General features: G+C 38.6%; 17 protein-coding genes and 2 tRNA genes. 8 read left to right on the top strand and 11 right to left on the bottom strand.

What is annotated here, in order from left to right; all coding sequences use genetic code 11:
* Positions 1-25 precede the first annotated feature (25 nt).
* The gene (gene kduI, locus IEX65_RS03430; protein WP_188764611.1) at positions 26-856 is read right to left on the bottom strand and encodes a 5-dehydro-4-deoxy-D-glucuronate isomerase; all 831 of its coding nucleotides are present in this window, start codon (positions 854-856) and stop codon (positions 26-28) included.
* Between the two features lie 93 nt (positions 857-949).
* A complete protein-coding gene (kduD, locus tag IEX65_RS03425; protein WP_188764610.1) occupies positions 950-1,705 on the bottom strand; it encodes a 2-dehydro-3-deoxy-D-gluconate 5-dehydrogenase KduD in 756 nt (251 codons plus the stop codon).
* A 300-nt stretch (positions 1,706-2,005) separates the two neighbouring features.
* Between kduD and IEX65_RS03420 the strand changes: the two genes are divergently transcribed.
* Positions 2,006-3,034, top strand: coding sequence for a LacI family DNA-binding transcriptional regulator (locus IEX65_RS03420; RefSeq protein WP_188764609.1), 1,029 nt, complete (start codon positions 2,006-2,008; stop codon positions 3,032-3,034).
* 45 nt (positions 3,035-3,079) lie between these two features.
* Positions 3,080-3,460, top strand: coding sequence for a hypothetical protein (locus tag IEX65_RS03415; RefSeq protein WP_188764608.1), 381 nt, complete (start codon positions 3,080-3,082; stop codon positions 3,458-3,460).
* 18 nt (positions 3,461-3,478) lie between these two features.
* Here IEX65_RS03415 and IEX65_RS03410 read toward each other — a convergent pair whose 3' ends face one another.
* Together IEX65_RS03410 and IEX65_RS03405 are read right to left on the bottom strand one after the other, a co-directional pair.
* A complete protein-coding gene (locus IEX65_RS03410) occupies positions 3,479-4,741 on the bottom strand; it encodes a replication-associated recombination protein A (protein WP_188764607.1) in 1,263 nt (420 codons plus the stop codon).
* A gap of 91 nt (positions 4,742-4,832) precedes the next feature.
* Complete coding sequence (locus IEX65_RS03405; protein WP_188764606.1) at positions 4,833-8,114, bottom strand: S41 family peptidase; 3,282 nt, start codon at positions 8,112-8,114, stop codon at positions 4,833-4,835.
* A gap of 158 nt (positions 8,115-8,272) precedes the next feature.
* Here IEX65_RS03405 and glgB point away from each other — a divergent pair, with 158 nt between their 5' ends.
* Positions 8,273-10,276, top strand: coding sequence for a 1,4-alpha-glucan branching protein GlgB (glgB, locus tag IEX65_RS03400; RefSeq protein WP_188764605.1), 2,004 nt, complete (start codon positions 8,273-8,275; stop codon positions 10,274-10,276).
* Positions 10,277-10,346: 70 nt separating this feature from the next.
* Here the strand turns inward: glgB and IEX65_RS03395 are convergent, their stop codons facing one another.
* From IEX65_RS03395 to IEX65_RS03375, 5 genes are all read right to left on the bottom strand, one after another.
* On the bottom strand, positions 10,347-11,009 hold the full coding sequence (locus IEX65_RS03395) for an MCP four helix bundle domain-containing protein (RefSeq protein WP_188764604.1): 663 nt from the start codon (positions 11,007-11,009) through the stop codon (positions 10,347-10,349).
* 149 nt (positions 11,010-11,158) lie between these two features.
* Positions 11,159-11,905 (bottom strand): GLPGLI family protein, encoded by a 747-nt coding sequence (locus tag IEX65_RS03390; protein ID WP_188764603.1) that lies wholly within the window; start codon positions 11,903-11,905, stop codon positions 11,159-11,161.
* Positions 11,906-11,983: 78 nt separating this feature from the next.
* Positions 11,984-14,821 carry an outer membrane beta-barrel protein gene (locus IEX65_RS03385; protein WP_188764602.1) on the bottom strand — a complete coding sequence of 946 codons (2,838 nt, stop codon included), beginning with the start codon at positions 14,819-14,821 and terminating at the stop codon, positions 11,984-11,986.
* Between the two features lie 544 nt (positions 14,822-15,365).
* On the bottom strand, positions 15,366-15,644 hold the full coding sequence (locus tag IEX65_RS03380) for a hypothetical protein (RefSeq protein ID WP_188764601.1): 279 nt from the start codon (positions 15,642-15,644) through the stop codon (positions 15,366-15,368).
* A 27-nt stretch (positions 15,645-15,671) separates the two neighbouring features.
* Positions 15,672-16,421: a DeoR/GlpR family DNA-binding transcription regulator gene (locus IEX65_RS03375; protein ID WP_188764600.1), complete on the bottom strand. Its 750-nt coding sequence runs from the start codon at positions 16,419-16,421 to the stop codon at positions 15,672-15,674.
* Positions 16,422-16,476: 55 nt separating this feature from the next.
* Here IEX65_RS03375 and nudK point away from each other — a divergent pair, with 55 nt between their 5' ends.
* From nudK to IEX65_RS03350, 5 genes are all read left to right on the top strand, one after another.
* Positions 16,477-17,055 carry a GDP-mannose pyrophosphatase NudK gene (nudK, locus tag IEX65_RS03370; protein WP_188764599.1) on the top strand — a complete coding sequence of 193 codons (579 nt, stop codon included), beginning with the start codon at positions 16,477-16,479 and terminating at the stop codon, positions 17,053-17,055.
* A complete protein-coding gene (locus IEX65_RS03365) occupies positions 17,052-17,429 on the top strand; it encodes a DUF4406 domain-containing protein (RefSeq protein ID WP_188764598.1) in 378 nt (125 codons plus the stop codon). Before nudK ends, IEX65_RS03365 begins: the two co-directional genes overlap by 4 nt.
* Positions 17,430-17,630: 201 nt before the next feature.
* Positions 17,631-17,718 (top strand) — tRNA-Ser (locus IEX65_RS03360).
* Positions 17,719-17,820: 102 nt separating this feature from the next.
* Positions 17,821-17,897 (top strand) — tRNA-Pro (locus tag IEX65_RS03355).
* Between the two features lie 77 nt (positions 17,898-17,974).
* Entirely contained in the window at positions 17,975-19,210 is a 1,236-nt protein-coding gene (locus IEX65_RS03350; RefSeq protein ID WP_188764597.1) for a tyrosine-type recombinase/integrase, read from the top strand.
* A gap of 19 nt (positions 19,211-19,229) precedes the next feature.
* On the opposite strand, the gene IEX65_RS03345 is transcribed toward IEX65_RS03350, so the two are convergent.
* Both IEX65_RS03345 and IEX65_RS03340 read right to left on the bottom strand, forming a co-directional pair.
* Positions 19,230-19,994 (bottom strand): C1 family peptidase, encoded by a 765-nt coding sequence (locus IEX65_RS03345; RefSeq protein WP_188764596.1) that lies wholly within the window; start codon positions 19,992-19,994, stop codon positions 19,230-19,232.
* The gene (locus IEX65_RS03340) at positions 19,982-21,397 is read right to left on the bottom strand and encodes a hypothetical protein (RefSeq protein ID WP_188764595.1); all 1,416 of its coding nucleotides are present in this window, start codon (positions 21,395-21,397) and stop codon (positions 19,982-19,984) included. The genes IEX65_RS03345 and IEX65_RS03340 overlap by 13 nt, the downstream gene beginning before the upstream one ends.
* Position 21,398: the final 1 nt, after the last annotated feature.

Here is a 21,398-nt window from a genome sequence, read left to right as displayed (position 1 = left end):
AATTGTATAGTAAATAAATAATAGGTTATCTTAGCTCATTAATGGCCACAAAATCCATATCCGCAAAAGATTGGTTTTCGCCTGCCATTCCCCAAATAAACGAATAGTTGGTAGTGCCGCATCCTGAGTGAATCGACCACGGAGGAGAAATAATAGCTTGATGATTGCTCACCCACAGATGACGAGTTTCTTGTGGTTGGCCCATCAGATGTAGCACGCCTTGACCTTCTTGTACATCAAAATAACAGTAAACTTCCATACGGCGGTCGTGCGTGTGCGATGGCATCGTATTCCAAACACTTCCGTTTTGCAAAACAGTAAGGCCCATCACCAATTGGCAGCTTCTGATGCCGTCAAGGTGAATATATTTATAAATTGTACGCTGATTGGCCGTTTCTACCGTACCCATGTGGGCAGGTGAAGCAGCTTCTTTCGTCATTAATTGAGTTGGATATTCTTTGTGTGCTGGGCAAGAAAGAACAAAGAATTTAGCCGAGTTTTCGGCACTAATACTGCTAAAAGTAATGTCTTTTGCTCCTCGTCCTACGTATAAACAATCTAATTTGTTTACAAGATATTCTTGCCCATCAACTGTTATTTTTCCATCGCCTGCTACATTGATAATGCCCAACTCTCTTCTTTCAAGAAAATATTCCGACTTTAAATCTTCGTAAGTACCCAGCGTTAAAGTTTCGGTTGTTGGCATTACTCCGCCCAAAATCATGCGGTCGTAGTGCGAATAAGTCAAATGGATTTGGTTGGCAGTAAATAATGTTTCTACCAAAAAATTATTACGTAATTCGGCGGTGTTCATTCCCGCTGTTTCTTTTGGACTACTTTCGTATCTTGTTTGCATACCCCCATCCCCTAAAGGGGAGTTTTTTTTATTGTTAATTATATAATTCGTTCGTTTTGGTGTAATTTAAGCTCCCCTTTAGGGGCGGGGGGGTTACCTCCCCATCCATCCGCCATCAACGGTTAGGATTGTTCCGTGTACGTAATCTGATGCTGATGATGCCAAAAATACGGCTGGACCTTTGAAATCTTGCGGCTCTCCCCAACGACCTGCCGGAATTCTTGCCAAAATTGAAGTGCTGCGTTCGGGGTCGTTTCTGAGTGCTTCGGTGTTATCAGTAGCAATATACCCAGGAGCAATGGCATTCACGTTTACGCCTTTACCTGCCCACTCGTTGGCGAGTGCTTTTACTAAGCTACCGATTGCACCTTTACTGGCAGCGTAACCTGGTACGTTGATGCCTCCTTGAAATGTCAGCAAAGAAGCTGTAAAGATGATTTTCCCTGAGCCACGAGCAATCATATCTCGCCCGATTTCACGTGCCAAAATAAACTGTGAATCAAGGTTGATAGTCATTACCCTATCCCAATATTCGTCCGAATGTTCGGCTGCAGGGGCTCTCATGATTGTGCCAGCGTTGTTAATCAGAATGTCAATTATAGGAAAATCGTTTTTCACTTTTCCAATAAATGCCTTGAGGCTGTCTCGGTCGCTGAAATCAGCTTGATAAGCTTTGAAGTTACGGCCGAGGGCAGTTACTTCTTGCTCGATTTGACTACCATTTAATTCGATACTTGCCGAAACCCCAATGATGTCGGCACCTGCTTCTGCTAAACCAATAGCTATACCTTTTCCGATGCCTTTATTGCACCCCGTTACGAGTGCGATTTTCCCTTCTAAGCTAAACATGTATCGTTTTTATTTTTTCTTGTATAATAATGACCAAAATATGTAAAATTCCTTGAAAAGTCTTTTATAGTATTTAATGTTGTTTATATTTGACTTTTCTAAGATGCAACAAGAATATTTTATGAGCAAGTATTTCACCGACAATCTTTATGCAATCGTTATCGGGAACGTTGCCAAAAATAGGTTTTGAATTATTCTGAATCAAATAAACTTTGATAATTGCATTATTTGCCCTATTTTTATGTGCATCTTGTGTAGGAAGAGGACGAGATAAAATTGTACTTTAATAAGATTTGAAGATTGGAAACCGTTACGATAAAAGATATTGCAAAGGCCCTAAATCTCTCTACTTCAACGGTATCGAGGGCCTTGCGTGGGAGTTATGAAATCAACGCCGAAACGAAGCGGTTGGTGATGGAGTATGCCGAAAAAGTCAATTATTCACCTAATCCGATTGCCCTTAGTTTGAAAGAAAACAAGAGCAGAGCTATTGGCGTAATTGTACCCGAAATTGCCAATCATTTTTTCTCGCAGGCCATCAACGGCATTGAAGATATTGCCAATAAACGAGGCTACCACGTAGTGATTTTTCAAAGCCACGAGTCTTATCAACGAGAAGTAACCAATATTCAGCACATCATCGCTCGGAAAGTTGATGGCTTGCTGATTTCGCTTTCTGGTCAGACAAACGATGTGTCGCATCTGCAAGAAATTCAACAAAAAAAGCTGCCTTTAGTGTTATTTGATAGAGTTTCTGACAAAATAGAAGCCCATAAAGTAGTTGCCGATAACTTTGATGGAGCATTTAAAGCAACCGAGCATTTGATTTTATCGGGTCGCCGTCGGATTGCTCATATTACGAGTCCGTCGTTGTTATCAATCACCAAAGAGCGTTTGATGGGCTACCAAGTGGCACTCGAAAAACACCAAATTCCGTATGATGAATCATTGGTAAAATATTGTGGATTTGAACCCGAAGAAGCAAAAAAGTTAATCTTTAATTTGATTAATGAGCAGAAACCCGATGCTATCTTTACTACGAGCGACAGGCTGGCTTTAGATTGTTTTTCGGCCGTAAAAGAGCAAGGGATTCTGATTCCAGAAGAACTCTCTTTCATAGGCTTTACAAACTTGAAAGTTGCTCATTTATTAGCACCTTCGTTAAGTACGATTGTGCAACCTGCCTTTGAAATTGGCCAAACTGCTGCAGAATTACTGCTGGATTCGATAGAAAGGAAACAGCACCACGTCGAAGAGTTTCGGACGATTAAGATTCCAACCGAAATGGTGGTGCGGAATTCGTCTCAAATTTTGCTTCAAAATTCATAAATGAAGATTTCAAGCCATGTGTTGTCTAATGATTAAGTGTTGATTATGAAGGAAATAGCCCAAATAGGTTTGTTGATTATTCTATCAGCAACGATTATATTTCATGTGTTGGTTTTAGTGAAAATCATCCCTTACAAAATTGTATGGGGAGGTCGATTAAAGACCGATGCTGATATGTATAAATTTGAACTCGTTTCGTTGGTTTTAAATCTATTTTTCTTGTGCGTTATTGCTATCAAAGCAGGTATATTTAAAGTTGATTTTCCCGCAAATATCTTGAATTATATCATTTGGGGAATGGCCGCATTATTTCTCTTGAATACCATCGGAAACTTACTTTCTAAAAGTAGTTTAGAGAAAAAGATATTTACTCCAATTACTATTCTGTTGACAATATTTTTAGTCATATTGTTGTTGGCTAAATAGTGATTTTACATTTTTCCCTCAATACCCATACCACTCCGCCCACCAAGTTTGCAGTTGTCGTCTGATTTCGTTTTCACGGGCATTATTGCTTGGGTCGTAGAGTTTTGTGCCTTTTAGTTCATCGGGCAAAAAGTTCTGTTTCGCAAAATTCCCTTCATAATTGTGTGAATATTGATAGTTTTTACCGTAGCCAATTTGTTTCATGAGTTTGGTTGGTGCATTTCTAAGTGCCAACGGAACTGATAAATGAGAAGTTTTTTCGGCCAAAGCAATGGCTGCATCAATGGCAACATACGAAGCATTCGATTTGGGAGAAGTAGCCAAATAAATGGCCGTTTGCGAAAGAATAATTCGGCATTCTGGATAACCAATTACCTTTACGGCTTGCATACAATTATTGGCCATAATTACGGCCGTCGGGTTGGCATTTCCAATATCTTCCGATGCTAAAATTAACATTCTTCGGGCGATAAATTCGGGGTCTTCTCCCGCAACTATCATGCGAGCCATCCAATAAAGTGCGGCGTTGGGGTCAGAGCCACGCAGAGATTTGATGAATGCCGAAATAATATCATAATGTTGTTCGCCCGATTTATCGTAGCGAGCAATATTTCGTTGGGCAACCTCTTCAACCAAATCATCGTTAATGATAATCTCGGCATCGGGTGGATATGAAAAAGTTATCAATTCCAGCAGATTCAAGAGCTTTCGTCCATCACCACCCGAAACTCGCATGAGTGCATCATACGACTCTACTTTGATGTTTTTTTCTTTCAAAATCACATCTTCACGCAAAGCCCTGTCGGTCAGTTCTTTCAATTCTTTTTCGCCAAAAGCCTCTAAAATATAGACCTGACACCGAGAAAGTACCGCACTGTTGAGTTCAAAAGATGGGTTTTCGGTCGTTGCTCCGATGAGTGTGATTTGTCCTTTTTCGACGGCTGCCAACAATGAATCTTGCTGAGATTTATTGTAACGATGTATCTCGTCGATAAACACAATAGGAGGGAAGAGTCCCGAAGCCTTGCTGATGACTTCACGTAATTCTTTCACGCCCGAACTCACGGCATTGAGTTGATGAAACTGGCGTTTGGTAGCTTCGGCAATGAGCAAAGCAAGCGTAGTTTTGCCAGTACCAGGAGGTCCCCACAAAATCATCGACGGCACAAGATTGGCCTCAATGGCAGTGCGAAGAGGTTTGTTTTTACCTAAAATATGTTCTTGCCCGATGTATTCATCTAATTTCTTGGGGCGTAATCTTTCGGCGAGTGGAGCTGACATGGTAGATTTTGAATTAAAACGGAAACCTTACTTTGAGAAAAAAACTATTCACAAAGTAAGGTTTTAAAGCAATTGTTAGAGTATATGAAATCTACTTTTTAGGTCTCAAAACTCTTATTGGGTCGGCAGGTTGAGGTAGTAGTTTTGTGCTTTGGGTTTTTAGTAACTCAAGAGCAACTTCTACTGCTTTTTCGAGCTGTGGGTCGTGGCCTTCGTTGACTAATTTTGGTTCTTGTTCAACAGTAATATCGGGCGAAATACCAATATTTTCTACGTCCCATTGACCATTTACGTTATAAAACCCACCTCTTGGAGCTGTAATAGTTCCGCCATCAATGAGTGCAGGTACATCCCAAATTCCAACTAAACCTCCCCACGTTTTTGTGCCAACCAGTGGCCCAATTTTTCTTTTTTGAAACATATAAGGCAACATATCGCCACCCGAGCCTGCCATTTCGTTGATTAACATTACTTTTGGCCCAAATATTCCAGCGTTAGGGGCCGTAAATGCTTGCTTATCACCAATCGGATTATTGAAATATCCCATCAAATCTCGGGCTAATAAATCTACGATATAATCAGCAATTGAGCCTCCACTATTAAATCTTTCGTCAATGATTGCTCCTTTTTTATTTTTTTGAGCAAAGTAGTAACGATTGAAATTATTATATCCACCTTGTCCTGTATTTGGCAACCAAACATACGCCAGTTGACCATTTGAGAGTTTATCGACTTTCCTTCGATTGCCCTCTACCCAATCATACTGACGAAGTAAACCTTCATTTCTTACAGGCACAACAACAACCTCTTTTGCTCCATCAAAACTCGGAGTACTATTGACCGTTATCGTCGTTTGTTTGTCTGCCATTTGGTCAAAATATGAGTATAGGTTTTTAGAAGCATCCAACGGAACACCATTGACTGCCAATAAATAATCGTCAGTTTTTACATTGATTCCTGGGCCACTCAATGGTGCTTTTAGGGTTGGATTCCAACTTTCGCCAGTATAAATTTTCTTGATTCTGAAACGATTGTTTTCTACGGCAAAATCTGCCCCTAACATTCCGACAGGCACTTGTTTTACTTCTGGAAAATCGCCACCACGCACAAATGAGTGACCGATTGAGGTTTCGCCACTGAAAATATCCAAAACATAAGTCAAATCTGAGCGATGTTTTACATCATCTATCCAAGTAGAGTAAGTTTTATATGCCCAGTCCATGTCGAGTCCGTGAACGTTTTTTACATAAAAATAATCTCTTTGATAACGCCACGCCTCTCTGAAAATCTGTTTTGCTTCGGCAATTGGGTCAATCAAAATCTGGACATCGCTGAGCTTTACAGCATCTTCGGCGAGATTCGGCTTTCCTGCGGCATCTGAAATAACAATCTGACCTCCAGAAGTTGCGTAAACCAACTTGCCCTTGTCTGCCGAAACATCAAAATATGAAGCATCTTCGGTTATAACTTCTGCTTTTTTTTTGTCCAAAGAATACCGGCTCACTACCATCGAATTGCCATTGTCTTTTTCTTCTCCAAAAAATATCACACCCTCTTTACCTGTTTCGATTGAGACATAATTTTTTTCTGGAATTGCCAAGGCAATAATTCGATTTTGTAAACCTTCAAAATCTATTTTTACCTCCTTTACTTTAGCTTTTGGTGCTTCATCTTTCTTAGGGTCAAGTTTTGTAGTGGCTAAATCTTTTTTTGTAGAATCAGCTTTTATTACTTCGTCATCGCTTTCGGGGGCAAGGGGCGAAGGGGTTTCTTTTGAAAGTACTGCTGCATAAATTGCCCGACTAATGTTATGGTCATACGAAGACATATCGAGCCAGCCGACATTCATTCCATAATTGGTGCTACCCGAAAAATAAATGTATTTTCCGCTGGCATCCCAAGCTGGGTTGTTGCAATCTGACATGCCATCGGTGATTTGAAAAGCCTTGTTTTGGTCGATTGAATAAACAAAAATTGCAGCATATTCATTAGTCAATCGTTTGGTGTAAGCAATCCATTTTGAGTCAGAAGCCCATTCGGGATATATCAAACGCTGAGGGTTAGCAAAGCCTTCGTTGTCTATTTTGGCAGTTTTTCCTGAATTTACTTCCACCATCCACAAGGTGCGGTCGGCATCGGCAAAGCTCAAATACTTAGAGTCGGGCGACCAGCGTGGCGTATAATAAAAACTTGGATTGTTGAGTTTGATTTTCTTTTTTTCCTTGCCAAATTGGTCGGAAAGTACCAATTGATATTCACCACCTTCATCCGAAAACCACGAGATATATTTTCCATCAGGCGACCACGAAGGCTCTCGGTCGGCAGCACCCGTACTATTTGAAATATTTCGGACATCACCTTTTTTTGCAGGAATCGTCATCACTTCGCCTCTTGCCGAAACAGCCACTCTTTTGCCAGTCGGCGAAATGGCAATCGAACCAATATTTTTATCAACTTTCATCCAATGAGGTCTTTCCCACGGAAATTCAGCATTGATTGTGATAGACAATTTTTCGGGTTTATCGCTTCCTACTTTGAGTTTATGCAGATAACCCCCGTTTTCAAAAATCAATGTTTCATTATTTCCTTCGAGATTTTTACAATCAAATTCTTTGAAAAAAGTAATTTGTTTCACAGTCTTGTTTTGAGTATCGTATGACCAAATATTCATTGCCAAATCTCGGTCTGAGAGAAAATAAATTTGATTACCAATCCAGACTGGACATATATCACGGCTGTTTTGCCAAGGCATTTTTTCGACAGCAAAACTTTTTAAGTCAATGATTCGCAATGGTGTATTTTGTCCGCCACGATAGTTCCTAAATTCGTCTTCCCATGGAGCGATTTCTTCGTACACAAATCTCTTATTATCAGGTGAGTATTTGCCATCAACTGCTCTGGGAACAGCAAATTGTGTAGGCATTCCACCTTTTATCGAAACAGTCCAAAGTTGGTCAAGTCTTGAGCTTGGTACTTGGATTCTGCCCGATGCAAATATAACGTTTGCTCCGTCGGGAGTCCAACCTTTTACCAAATCCACACCTGGATGCCAAGTCAATCTTTGGGGTTCGCCGCCTTCAGTTGGCACAATAAAAACATCGGTATTACCATCATATTGGCCAGTGAAAGCAAGAGTTTTTCCATCTGGCGAAAAATGAGGATTTGACTCCACACCTTGATACGTTGTGAGACGTTTTACATTGCTACCATCTTGATTTGCCAACCAAATATCACCGCCATACACAAATGCAATATTTGATGAACTGATAGCAGCATTTCTAAGCAAGCGAGTGCCTTGTGCAATGGAGTTTTGTCTGAAAAACAAAAAAAAGCAAGTAAAAAATGCAAATTTGAAGATTGAAGTGTATTTCATTAGGCTGGAATTTTAGGGTAAATATATTTTTCAAAATTAAGATAAAAATATTACTTCTTAGAGACAGTTTTAGACAAATATAAACCATTTTTTGCTTTTCAATTTTTAAAAACTATTTTTACAAACAAATACTTAACCTTGTTTTAATATTCAACCTTATGGCAAAGAAAGCAGTTTCTACAAAAAAAGAAAAAACAACGAGTACAGAACAAGAAATACCTAAAAATGAATCACAAGAAGTAGCAGTTACTCCAACTTTCAACAAGGTCGAGGCTTTTAGTTTGCTTACAGATTTTGATGTTGCTCTCTTTCGTTCGGGAAAACACTATCGTCTTTACGAAAAACTTGGCTCGCACGTAGTTCAAAATCAGGGAGTTACAGGAACTTTGTTTGCCGTTTGGGCACCTAATGCTAAATACGTTTCGGTGATTGGTACTTTCAATGGCTGGAATCGTGGCGAGCATCCGCTCAATCCTCGTTGGGACGGCTCAGGTATCTGGGAAGGTTGGATTCCGAACATCGGAAATGGCGAAGTTTATAAATATTTTATTGCATCAAATACAGGTGCAGATATAGAAAAAGGCGACCCATACGCATTACGTTGGGAGCACCCGCCAAAAACGGCTTCAATTGTTTGGGACACTTGGTATGAGTGGAAAGACCAAGATTGGATGAAAACTCGGCGAGCTAAAAATGCTTTGAATGCTCCACAGTCGGTTTATGAACTGCACTTTGGCTCATGGAAACGTGACCCATCGAACCCCGAAAGATGCCTCAGCTACGGCGAAGTAGCAGATACGCTTGTGCCTTACGTGAAAGAAATGGGCTTTACGCACGTAGAGTTTATGCCAATCATGGAGCATCCGTACGAGCCATCGTGGGGTTACCAGATTACAGGATATTTTGCAGCGAGTAGCCGCTTCGGTACGCCACAAGAATTTATGTACTTGATTGAGCAGCTACACATCAATGGCATCGGTGTGATACTCGACTGGGTGCCATCGCACTATCCAGGCGATGCTCACGGCTTGCATCGTTTTGATGGAACTGCTCTCTACGAACACGAAGACCCTCGTGAAGGATACCATCCAGATTGGAAAAGTTATATTTTCAACTACGGACGCTACGAAGTACGCTCGTTTTTGATTAGTAATGCTATATTTTGGCTCGACCGCTTCCATGCCGATGGTTTGCGTGTAGATGCAGTTGCTTCGATGCTCTACCGTGATTATTCTCGTAATGCGGGCGAGTGGGTGCCAAATATTTTTGGTGGTCGTGAAAACCTCGAAGTGATTTCATTATTTAAAGAATTGAACGAAGAAATCTATCGCTCATTCCCAGATACTCAGACGATTGCCGAAGAGTCAACGGCATTCCCAGGGGTTTCTCGACCAGTTTATACGGGTGGACTTGGCTTTGGCATGAAGTGGATGATGGGTTGGATGAACGATACGCTCCGTTATTTTGCCAAAGACCCGATGTATCGTAAATGGCATCAAAATGATATTACTTTCAGCTTGGTCTATGCTTTCTCCGAAAACTTCATGTTACCATTTTCGCACGATGAGGTTGTTTACGGAAAAGGCTCTTTAATCGAGAAGATGCCAGGTGATGAATGGCGTAAATTTGCTAATTTGCGTTTGATGTTTACGTATATGTTTACGCACCCAGGTACAAAATTGTTATTTATGGGTGGCGAATTTGCCCAGTTTGCCGAGTGGAATTTCGAGAAAAGCCTTGATTGGCATTTACTCGGAAACCAACCGAACAAAGGTGTAAATGAGTTGATGAAAGACCTCAATCGACTTTACCGCTCAGAAGGGGCATTGTTCGATAAACAATTTAGCCCTGATGGTTTTGAGTGGATTGATACCAGCGACCGTGAAAATGCCGTGATTGTGTATGCACGTAAAGGTTTCAACGAAAAAGAAAACTTGCTTGTAGTGCTAAACTTTACGCCTGTTCCTCGCTCAAACTACCGAATCGGAATACCAGCCGCAGGAACTTATGTAGAGGTTTTCAATAGCGATAAACAAGAATATTGGGGCAGCGGAGCATTGAATGGCGAGGTACATACCCAAGCGATTCCTTCACACGGAAAAGAAAACTCTATCGAATTAACGCTTCCACCATTGGGTGCGATTGTGTTGAAATTGAAATAAGTATTTATCTCAAAAAAATAAACGTGCCACATCTACTTATTGTTGATAAGCAGGTGTGGCACGAATGTTTTTAGTTTAAAGAAGATTTCTGCGGAATTTTGGCTAAAGTTGATTTTGAAGTAAAAATCAAGCCTAAAATAATAAGCCCCAGAACGATTAAAAGCGTAAGTTCAAACTGATTTTGAGACTCCGACCCCAGCACAATTTTTTGTGAAGTTTTATTCAGCCTTTCTCCTTCATTTATCTGAATATGTGATAAGTGATTCAAATTTGTCAGAATCGCATAAAACGATGCATCTAATGCGTGTTTGCTATGGTCTTTTTGGGTATTTAATGCCCCTAAATATTGTTTTTCTAACGCAATGTTTTGATTAATTTTCTTCTTTAACTCTCGAAATAGTACTTCTTCGGTAGGCGTTAATTTGGTTTTTTCATAAGCAGCAACTAATTGCCTAATAGCGTTATTGTGAGAAGCTATTTCGGCCCGATGTTGTTTCAAATCTTGGTTATCCTTACTGTCATCAATCAAAAGTTTTTTGCGGGAAAGGTGGTCTGAAAACTCATAAATATAACTTTCGGCCAAAAGTCGGTCTTCGTAAACCACCGAGAATGTTTGACCAAGTTCGGTAAAACTATTTTGGTCAGATACATTTTTGATGAACAAAAATACAAACAGAACAGTCAGAGCCAACGCCGCTTTTAGTTTTTGTTCTATACTATATGCCCATTTCATAGCTAAATTTTTATCTATATTGATGAAGGAAATTCCTAAACAAATATAAATATTAAGTATAACTACTCATAGATTTATTTGTATTATTCGTTGTAGAACAAAAAGCCACTTGCATTAAAAACAAGTGGCTTTTTCTAAATCTCTATTTCTCAATATCGAATTGCCCAGTATGGGTTGCGTTGCATTTTAATGCTATCGTTGATGTATTTTGAAATCAAAGCATTGAAATCTTTGTCATTGATTTTCTTACCTTTCATTTTTGGTAAAACCAGTTCTTTCTCCAGTTTCTTGAACTCTACATTTGTTGCTTCAATCATTAGCGTTCCATCGTCAATATCGAGTTCGAGAATCATTCCTGGTAAGCCATGAAATTGTTCAGGACCACTCGCCACTGGAATATCACCCGTAAACCAAGCGGTTATTTTTTGCCCTTTTACTTTATCTTCTGTTACGGCTTTCATACAAATATATCCAGCCACTTCTTTGATTTGATTCATCACTTTCCATTCTATTTTCTGTAAAGAATCTTGTAATAAGTAAGTTTTACCCGACATCTCAATCATGTCGTTATGCTTTTCTAACTCAAAGTTTTTGTGCATCAGCAACTCTTCATTTCTGCCTTTATATTCCGTTCCTTCATACTCTTGTTGGTCTTGCCCCCAAGTATAAATGCTCTCTTTTTCATTGAAATAAAGATTAAGCTTTTGCTTGGTATTTTCTTCGTTTTTAAAAGAATTTTCCATTCTATCCTTTTCTTCTTGCGTCAGATATGGAAGTTTCTTTATCATTTTTATCCAGTTGAGCTGATACTCATAATGTACAATTCCTTCGGTTTTTTGGGCAGAAACTACTCCCCAAATGGGGAATAGTAGAATATATAAAAAGATTTTTTTCATTGTTGTAAGTGTTTTATAATGAGTTGCTTATGAATAATTTAGAGTCTTCATTTGTAATTCGTAAATCTTAATTCAAAATCACCAACCTCCACCGCTTCTACGCATTTGGTTTTTCACCCCACGCATATTATACGTGAAACTTAGCATGAAATAACGAGCCAATGTTTCGGTTCTTGATTCAGAGTAATAATTCTGATTAGCAAACTGACTGATGTTGAGGTTACGATTCAAAATATCATACGCAGTTAAACGAATCTCTGCTTTTTTCGATTTTCCGAGTTGTTTATAAACTGCTGCATTCCAAATCGGTTGACGTTGGTTAAACCCAAAACGCTCGTTAATGAAAACATTATAGTTCAGACGGCTATTGAAATAAAAATCTTTCGGGAATTTGACATTCATTTCTGCTCCAAATCTATGGTTATAAATTGTCTGATTTTGAGCGGTGTTAATAGAATACTTCGTATTTGTAATACCAAAGTTAGCATTACCGTAGAACGTAAACTTATCTGATGGCGTAAGGTCTAATCGTAAGCCTGCATAATAACTCAGGTTATTCGTATTATTCAAAATGTCATTAATATAAGTTAGGTTTTTGCTGGCATTGACATTTCCGTTTAGATTCAGCGTTGCTTTTGTTTTTTTCAACGGGAAGCCCAACCCAAAATACGTTCCTACATTGTCTCCACCTGTAATATTCATAGGCTTGGTAGTTGTTTTAAATGTCTTGCTATCAATATTTTGGTTATAAATTATCTGATTTACATGATAATTATAGTTCATTCCAAAATAGATGCTCATAAAACTACCAGGGTTATAATAGTTACCACCAACGTTAAAGTTGTGGTCAACTTGTGGCAAAAGGTCAGGGTTTCCCTCTCTGATATACAACGGATTACTATTATCAACTACTGGTTGTAGGTCTTTGATAGAAGGTTCCGAAACATTAGGCTCATAGCCAAACCACATATAGCGATTGTTTTTTAGGTCGAGACTTCCTTGTACGTTGCCAAGCCATATAAAATACTTCTGGTCAACAATCGTTTCTGGTTTTTTAGGCTGTGTGAAGTTCCCTCTGAGCGAAAACTGTTGCCCAGCCACGCCTGCTGAAATATTGATGCCTTTGTAGTTATATCTTAGGCTTGTACCTACCCTGTTATACGAAATCGTATTTTCGAAGTAGCGTGTGAGTGAGTCAATCTGCAAATTCGATTCATTGTTCTTTACATTTCTATCCACAATGCTATTGCGAGTACTGAAATTATAGAAAGTTTCTGATGAGAATTTCTTGCCAAATGGCTCGACATAGAGCAAACTGGCTTTCCATTGATTTCGGTCGCTGAGGGTTGAGTTAAACTGATTGATATTTCTTAGTAAATCGTTTGTACTCGTAATTTTATAAAACTCATTTAACGAAATCTGTGTAGCATCGCCATCTGAATTAGTAAAGTTATACCCACCACTTGCAGCAAAGATTCTGCCTTTTTTCTTGAATTTATGGCGATAAATACCCGTAAGTGCCGCAGCCGATGAGCTAAAACCTGTTCGGTTATTGATTGTCGTTTGGTTTGATAATTCGTTATTACCTGTAAAAAACTGTTGAAGGCCATCATAACGAGTATTACCTTTCGATAACTTACCGTTACCAACAAACGTAAACGTGTTGAGCGAGTCAACCATTTTCTCTAAACGGAACGATACTCGGTGATTGTAACTCTGATTGCGAGTATAATCATTGTTGGTAGTATTAAATGAAGCGTTATTATTCAAGAAGTTTTGGCGACTCGAAAGAGCATCTAAAATCTGATTTTTACCATTGAAATAATAACTCGAACTCAACTTGTTCTTCTTCGTATCATAGTTATAATTCAAACCTGCGGCATAAGAATCAGTAAGACCTTGGCCACGACCACCACCTACCGGAATTGATAAATCTTCATCGCCTTCATCACCACCGAAATAATAATATCGGCCACCGCCACCAAATCCAAAGTCGGCGTTATCGTTCCAGTTGAACGATTGGCTACCTCTAAAATCCTGAAAATCATCAAAACCCATTCCTACTTGGTTGGTATTATTACCCAATCCAATCAACGAAAACTGGTTCTTTTGGTCGAATTTATTATAATTTCCTTTTACTTCCATTCTTTCTTTGTCGCCAATTCCAGCCGTAACTTTTCCAAAACCACCCTTTTTAAATTCATCTTTTAGCTCTAAATTCATGGTTTTTTCTTTTTTACCATCGTCAATACCCGTGGCTTTTGCTTGCTCGGTTTTATCATTAAACACCTGTACTTTCTTGATAGCTTCTGCCGATAAGTTTTTGGTTGCCATTTTAGTATCTCCCCCAAAAAACTGCTTACCATCAACCGTTACTCGCTTCACATCTTGTCCCTGGGCCTTGATATTTCCATCTTGGTCAACCGACATACCAGGTAGTTTTCGTAATAAATCTTCAACTGTTGAGCCAGGTGGCACTTTAAATGATGCAGCATTATACTCTACCGTATCGCCTTTAATACTCAGCGGAGCTTTAGCTGTTCGTACAACAACTTCATAAAGTTCTTTCATGATTGGTTTTAGCTGGATTTTACCCAAATCTGTTACCCCACCTTCGGCAGGTGTAAACTCTTGCTGATAAGGTAAGTAGCCCATGTACGAAATCTTCAATAGATAAGTGCCACGTTTTACGCCTTTGATTTCAAATTGGCCATCGTTTTCGGTACGACCGTAGCTTACCAAAGCAGAGTCTTTGGGTGTAAGCAACATAATAGTAGCCGATGGGAGAGTTGTGCTTGAAGAGTCAATAACAATACCTTTGACCGAAATTCGGGCAGGATTTTGAGCAAATGCAGCTCCGCACGTAAGCAGAAATAGGCATAGCATTGCCCGGGTGATAGTAATAGCTTTTTTCATAAAAAGTGTTTTAAATAATTTGGGTGGTGGAACCTGTTTTTAATAAGTCGTAATTTTTCCTAAAGTGTTGCACCATTTTGTCAATAGTACATTTTTTCTATTATGCTAACTTACTTGGTTGGCTAAGAAAAGTTACAACCGACTACGTAAATTTTTCGTAAAACTATTGTAAATGCCAACTAAGAAAATAAAAGTGTGCTGAAACGATGAGAATTTGTGATAAAACGCAAGATTTTCTTAAAAATCAATAAGGTGTGGCGATATAAATGAATGAAAGAAAAATAAACGAAAACGGAGATTGAAAGAAAGTAGTGGCTTTTTCATAAAAGTGTTTGACGGTTATTGTGTATTGGAAAAGTAACTAAGTATTTAGTTGATAACGAGACGAAAGTACCAATATTTTATATACAGAAGAAATTTTTAAGAAAATTTAAGAAAATTGAGTGAGTGGTAAAAAACGTAGATATTAATCAGAAAGGAATGCAGGAAGGTCAATAGCGGTGGGATAAACCCACCGTTTCGGAAATCTTTTTGAAAATTAAGTTTACATCGAGAACATAAAAATGATGAGTAATATGAGATTGACCAGAGGAATGATACTCACTCTGAAAGCAAAATCATACTTTTGACGAAAATAAGCTATCCAAGAAATTATTTGGCAAATAATGATGACCACTGGCAAGGCCAGCATTGTAATAAAGACTCGCCAAAGGTTGGGATTTTGGCCCGAATCAAAAATCATAGGAGAAGTCATGGCTCCCATAATGGCAGGAACAAGACCCAACAATAATAGGACATTTAAGATAATAGTGGCTATTTTCATGTTTTATAGGGTTAGGTAAAGTCAAATTTACTCATTTATCACATTCAAACCTACATCTATAAAGGGTTTTATTAAATCTTGGGGTGCATCTGTAACCAAATATTGGATGATATTTATCGGGGCAAACTTCAAATACTTATCTTTTCCAAGTTTACTCGAATCACAAAGCAGATACGTCTGCCGAGCGTTAGCTGCCATTGCAGTTGTTATTTCAGCCTCTTTTTCACTGGCAGCACTCAAACCATTTTCTACCGAAATTCCATCCACTCCTACAAAGGCTTTATCGGCTTGGTAGCGTTTAATATGTTCCACGGCAATTTGGCCATGAATCGCTTGACGTTTAGAATCAAGTTCTCCACCAATCAAATTTATCGAAACTTCTGTGTTTGATAACTCATAAACAACTGGCAAAGAATTAGTTATGACTTTTATTCGTTTGTTTTTGATGAATTGGCATAGCCTAAAAACTGTACTTCCACAATCCATAAAGATTATATCTCCGTCTCGAATTTTTTGTGCAGCCAGTCGGGCAATATAGTCTTTCTGCTCGATGTTAGCGGCAATTTTTTGCTCAAAACTTGCTGGAATATTCGCTAAGCTAAGCTTCATAGCACCACCATGTGTGCGAAAAATCAATCCATCACCGGCCATTTGTGCCAAATCTCTACGAATCGTGATTTCCGAGGTTTCTACTTTTAAAGCCAATTCTTTCACATCAGCCTCGCCTTGTTCTTCTACGATTTTTAATATTTTCTGCTTCCTGCTTTGATAACTCATTTCTTTTTATGAATATTTGTTCAAATATAATCAAAATCAATCATGAATAATCATTATGAATCCGAATGTTAAAATTATAGAAGAAAAAGTGCTTTCCAATAATTGGTATGTCTTGAAGAAAATAATATTTGATTACCGCAATCATAAAGGCGAATGGCAAACCCAAGCCCGTGAGGCATACGACCGAGGAAACGGAGCGACGATTTTATTATATAATAAAGAAAGTAAAACGGTGGTACTGACCGAACAATTCAGAATGCCAACTTACATAAACGGGAATGAGTCGGGAATGTTGATTGAAGCCTGTGCGGGTTTGTTGGATAAAGATAATCCCGAAGATTGTATCAGACGAGAAACCGAAGAAGAAACGGGCTATAGAATCGGCGAAGTAAAAAAAGTTTTTGAAGCCTATATGTCGCCAGGCTCGGTTACTGAAATACTTTATTTTTTTATTGCAGCATATACCAAAGAAATGAAAGTTAACGAAGGTGGTGGGGCAGAAGACGAACAAGAAAACATTGATGTATTAGAAATAGCGTATGATAAGGCACTCGAAATGATAAATACGGGCGAAATAAAAGATGGAAAAACAATAATGTTGCTTCAACATTTAAGGCTCAATAACATATTATGATAGAAACCACAAAACCTCTGATGATTCTGGTTGCTGGGCCGTATCGCTCAGGTACAAACGATGACCCCAATCTTATAGCTTTAAACGTAAAAGCGATGACTGAAGCTGCCTTACAAATCTACGAAATGGGACACTTGCCAGTTTTGGGAGAATGGTTTGCTTTGCCATTGATAGAAGCAAAAGGCTCTAAATATATTGGTGACGAAATTTTTAATGCATTATTTCATCCAGTGGCTATCAAACTTATTGACCATTGTGATGCGATTCTGAGAATTGGAGGCGAATCAAGCGGAGCTGATGAAATGATAAATGAAGGCAAGAAGAAAGGAAAATTAATTTTTTACGATAAAAATGAAATCAAGCCGACAGATTAAACGTATAAACATAAAATTTTTATTGACTTAAAATTTGTGTGGCCGTGTTTCGGATAAAATATAAATGCCTGAATTACAGATAATTAGTGATGCGAGATAAAAAAGTTTAATTTTTTTTCAGAAAATTTGGCATCAGATTTGTAAAAAATTAAAAACAGTGTCTTATATTTGCACTCCGAAACTCAAACAGGGGTTCGTGAAGGAGAGGTGCCTGAGTGGCCGAAAGGAGCAGTTTGCTAAACTGTCGTACGTCTAAAGCGTACCGCGGGTTCGAATCCCGCCCTCTCCGCAAAAAACTTTAAAAAGTTTTTGTGTAAAAGTTTGAAATACAAAAATTAATTTCTACTTTTGCACTCCCAAACGGAAATAACCTTGCAAAAGATTTCCACTTCGGGGTGTAGCGTAGCCCGGTATCGCGTCTGCTTTGGGAGCAGAAGGTCGTCAGTTCGAATCTGGCCACCCCGACCACTAAAAACCGTCTTAGAAGCAATTCTGAGACGGTTTTTAGCATTTCAGACGATGCTAATTTGAAAAATGGCAGTAAAATGGCAGTAAAAACTGCTAAGTTTTTTGATAAAAGTATAAAGATGGCCGACAATCCAAAGAGCATTCCTATACATCCTTCTGAACCAAGATTTGTGGATTCTACAACACAACCACTTATCATATACTATATATGGAACATTGACAAACAAGATTTTGTCAGAAAAAGAAAATTAATACCCGTTGATATTTCAGCTTCACAAAAAGACAAAATAGTAAAAAGCACAATAGCTGATATTAAAGCAGATATTAAGGCTGGCTATGTAGCTTACAATAAAAAAAGTTCAGCCGAAAAATATAAAAAGGATGTTCAAGAAGAGAGAAGACTAAGCAAAAAAGACTTCACTATCAAAGAAGCATTTGATAATTATATTGCTGTAAAAGAAGTATCGCTGAGTGAAAGTTCGATAAAGGCTTACAAAGGGTATAAAAATTGGTTTATCAAGTTTTGCGATAAAAATGAGTATTCCAATTTGCCATTAAAAGAGTTTTCTTTTGAGCAAGCAACTAAATTCTTTGATGAAATCTATCTTGAAAAAAGTATAGCTGCAAAAACACACAATGAAATAGCATCGTTTGTAACTACTGTTTTCTCTTATTATAAAAAACGTAAGGTGATTAGTGAGAATCCTTGTGTGCATGAACTCAAAGTTGTAGAATCTGAGGAATCGCACCATCCGCTAACCCTTGAGCAAATTGCCAAATTAAAAGAATTCATATTGGAGAAAAAGGGCGATGAGCAAACGTGGCTATTTCTAAACTTTTGCTATTATACCTGTGCAAGACCAAGAGTAGAATTGAGACTTTTGAAAGTTAAGAACATCTTAGAAGACACAATTTTAATTACGGCTTCGACGGCAAAAAAGAATAATAACCGTCATTCAATTATTCTTGAAGCTCTGGAATATTTGATACAAAAACATAATCTGAGAACATACCCAAAAGATTATTATGTTTTTTCAGCAGACGGCACACCAGGAGAAACCCCAACAGGCAAGAACTATTTTTATAAAAGAAATAAAGAAGCATTAGAAGCCTGTGGATTTACTGACAAAGAGTACGATTTATACTCATGGAAGCACACAGCCAACGTTCAAGCTGTAATTGCTGGTACGAGTGTGTATGATTTAAAAGTGCAGAATGGACACAAATCAATACAACAAACTGAGCAATATTTGCGAAAAATTGGTGCAATAAGCCAACAGGAGAAAGCGAATCTTAAATATCCGACAATATAATGTTGGCTTATTACTTAATCTAAACCAAATCTTTTACGACCCAACAATCCCACATATAGTTTTTGTTGTCAGCAAAGGCAAAAGGTAGCCAAAAATGACCTTTATCGCCCCAAGTTGGACCGTAAGAATTACGAATTTTGAATGCTTTGCGTTTGGTGTCGTAGCCAACGCAAATTACTGCGTGGCCGCCAATATTTTCGTCTTTTTTGGTTGGCATTGGCATTGTTCCAGTTGTATTAGCTATATCAAATGGTCGGTTAAAAACGACCATTCCGAAAATGAATGGAAATCCTTCTGCCAAACAAGCCATCATTTTAGCTACATTTCCATCTTCGATACGCTCATAACGGTCTATTTTCCTTTTAGCAGCTTCCTGATATAGCTCTTCAGATGGACGAGTAAAAAGGTTCTTACGAGTATATTGCCAGTCTTTTTCAAAGACGAAACCTTGTTTATTCGTCACCTTCACTACATCACGGATGTAAGCTCCAGCATCTTCGTTGGCCGTACCTTCAAGCTCTCTCGATATAAAGTAAGTGAACAATCTTGAAGGCATAATCTTTGGTTGCTTCTCCAGCTTTTGTAAAAACTGAATGGCCGCTGCCATTGCATTGGCAGTGCAGCTCCCCATATCGTACTGATTGTATGGTCTAACCCCAAGTTTGGTGGTTAAATCAACTGCATCAGGAAGAACCAAAACAGCCTTAGACTTTGGTTCAAAAACATAATCACGCTCATCGGCTGGCGATGGCTTCAAGTTAAAAATTGGTTTTACATTCGCCATAACTCTAAAATTGGGGTTTGATATATTGGTAATAAAATTTTTTGTTCGCCTATTAAATAGTTATTGCCTTGAATATGCACTGCCACCGTTTCGCCTGCTCGTTGGTGCATATCTATTTCGCTCAGGTCATTGGCCGTAAGGTTAGCTGGTGAAGTCATGCTATGTGTTTTTCTACGAAATTTTTCATATTCCGAATAAAACCTTACTTGATTACCATTCGCTCCTTGCCAACCAAGTGTAATATCCTGATAACTACTTGAGGCAGTTGGTACGCCACCAATAAGCCCATGCCAAAACAGAAGCCTTGCTGTAAACTTATTTGATTTTTGATTGAATTGCTCGGATATTCCTACCTGTTCAGCTCGTGGAATTGTACCATTCATTTGGAGGGTAGAAAACCTTGTTTTAATAGGAAAAAGAAGTTCACTCGCTGTGATGGCGGGCGTAGTGTACTTGTCAAAAGCAGAAATAGGGTCTTTCATTAGGTCGTCGGAAGTGTCAAGTTCCCAATCGAGTTCGAGTCTATTTTGCAATTCAGGATTTTTTGATTGAAGAAACGGGAATTTCTTAGACCAGTTTTTAACCACTGGCTTTTTAATCAAATCGTCCACGAAACTGATAGTACATTCCCGCTTCCAAACATCAAAAAAAAGAGAAAGATTAAAGAGTCGCCTAAGTTCCTTGAGTAAATCTGGAATAGTCATTTCGGGCAAATGGTTTGCATACTCAATGATGGTTGCATTATCCAGCGAAAACGTATTATAAAAGATAAGGCGTTTCATTCGGGCATCATCCATGAATGCTCCCTTAAATTTAAAGTTGCATATCTCACCAATGCGTTTCAAAACCCAATGTAACGACAACATTGGTACTTTCGGGCCAGCAGAGTAGGCAGAGCTTGAGTAATTATTTACAAATCCACTATATCCAATACTACCACCATTGGTGCCATAAAAAGCAGCATTCTGAACCTTAGGTAAGCAATATTTGGTGGTTGTTATATCAGTATTACCAATAAAGCTCACAGGTATTGCCTCACTTCCAAGTGGCAATTTATTGAGCATTACCTTTTGATAGTCGCCGAATATTTCGCCTAAGTTTTGCGTAAAAAATACAATAAGTCCAGCAGGTGAAACACTCTTGAGCTGAATGTAACCACGCTCAACAATTCGTCCAGCGACACGCTTTTCACACAAATATTCTCGAAAGCTATACGGTACCTGAGGATGTCCGAAGTTTTGAAAAATGGCATTATTGCGATTAGTGAACGGCAAAGTAAAATCTAAAACCTTTGCCCCTCTGATAGTATCGAAATCGAGCATAGGATTATACCTCTCAAGCAAGATGCTCATGCCTGCATCGAGGTCGGCTTGCTGTCCTTCTATAATAATTTGAAAATCCATG

This window comes from Emticicia aquatilis (assembly GCF_014644295.1).
GTDB classification, from domain to species: domain Bacteria; phylum Bacteroidota; class Bacteroidia; order Cytophagales; family Spirosomataceae; genus Emticicia; species Emticicia aquatilis.
This window is presented reverse-complemented; position numbering and strand designations above follow the sequence as displayed.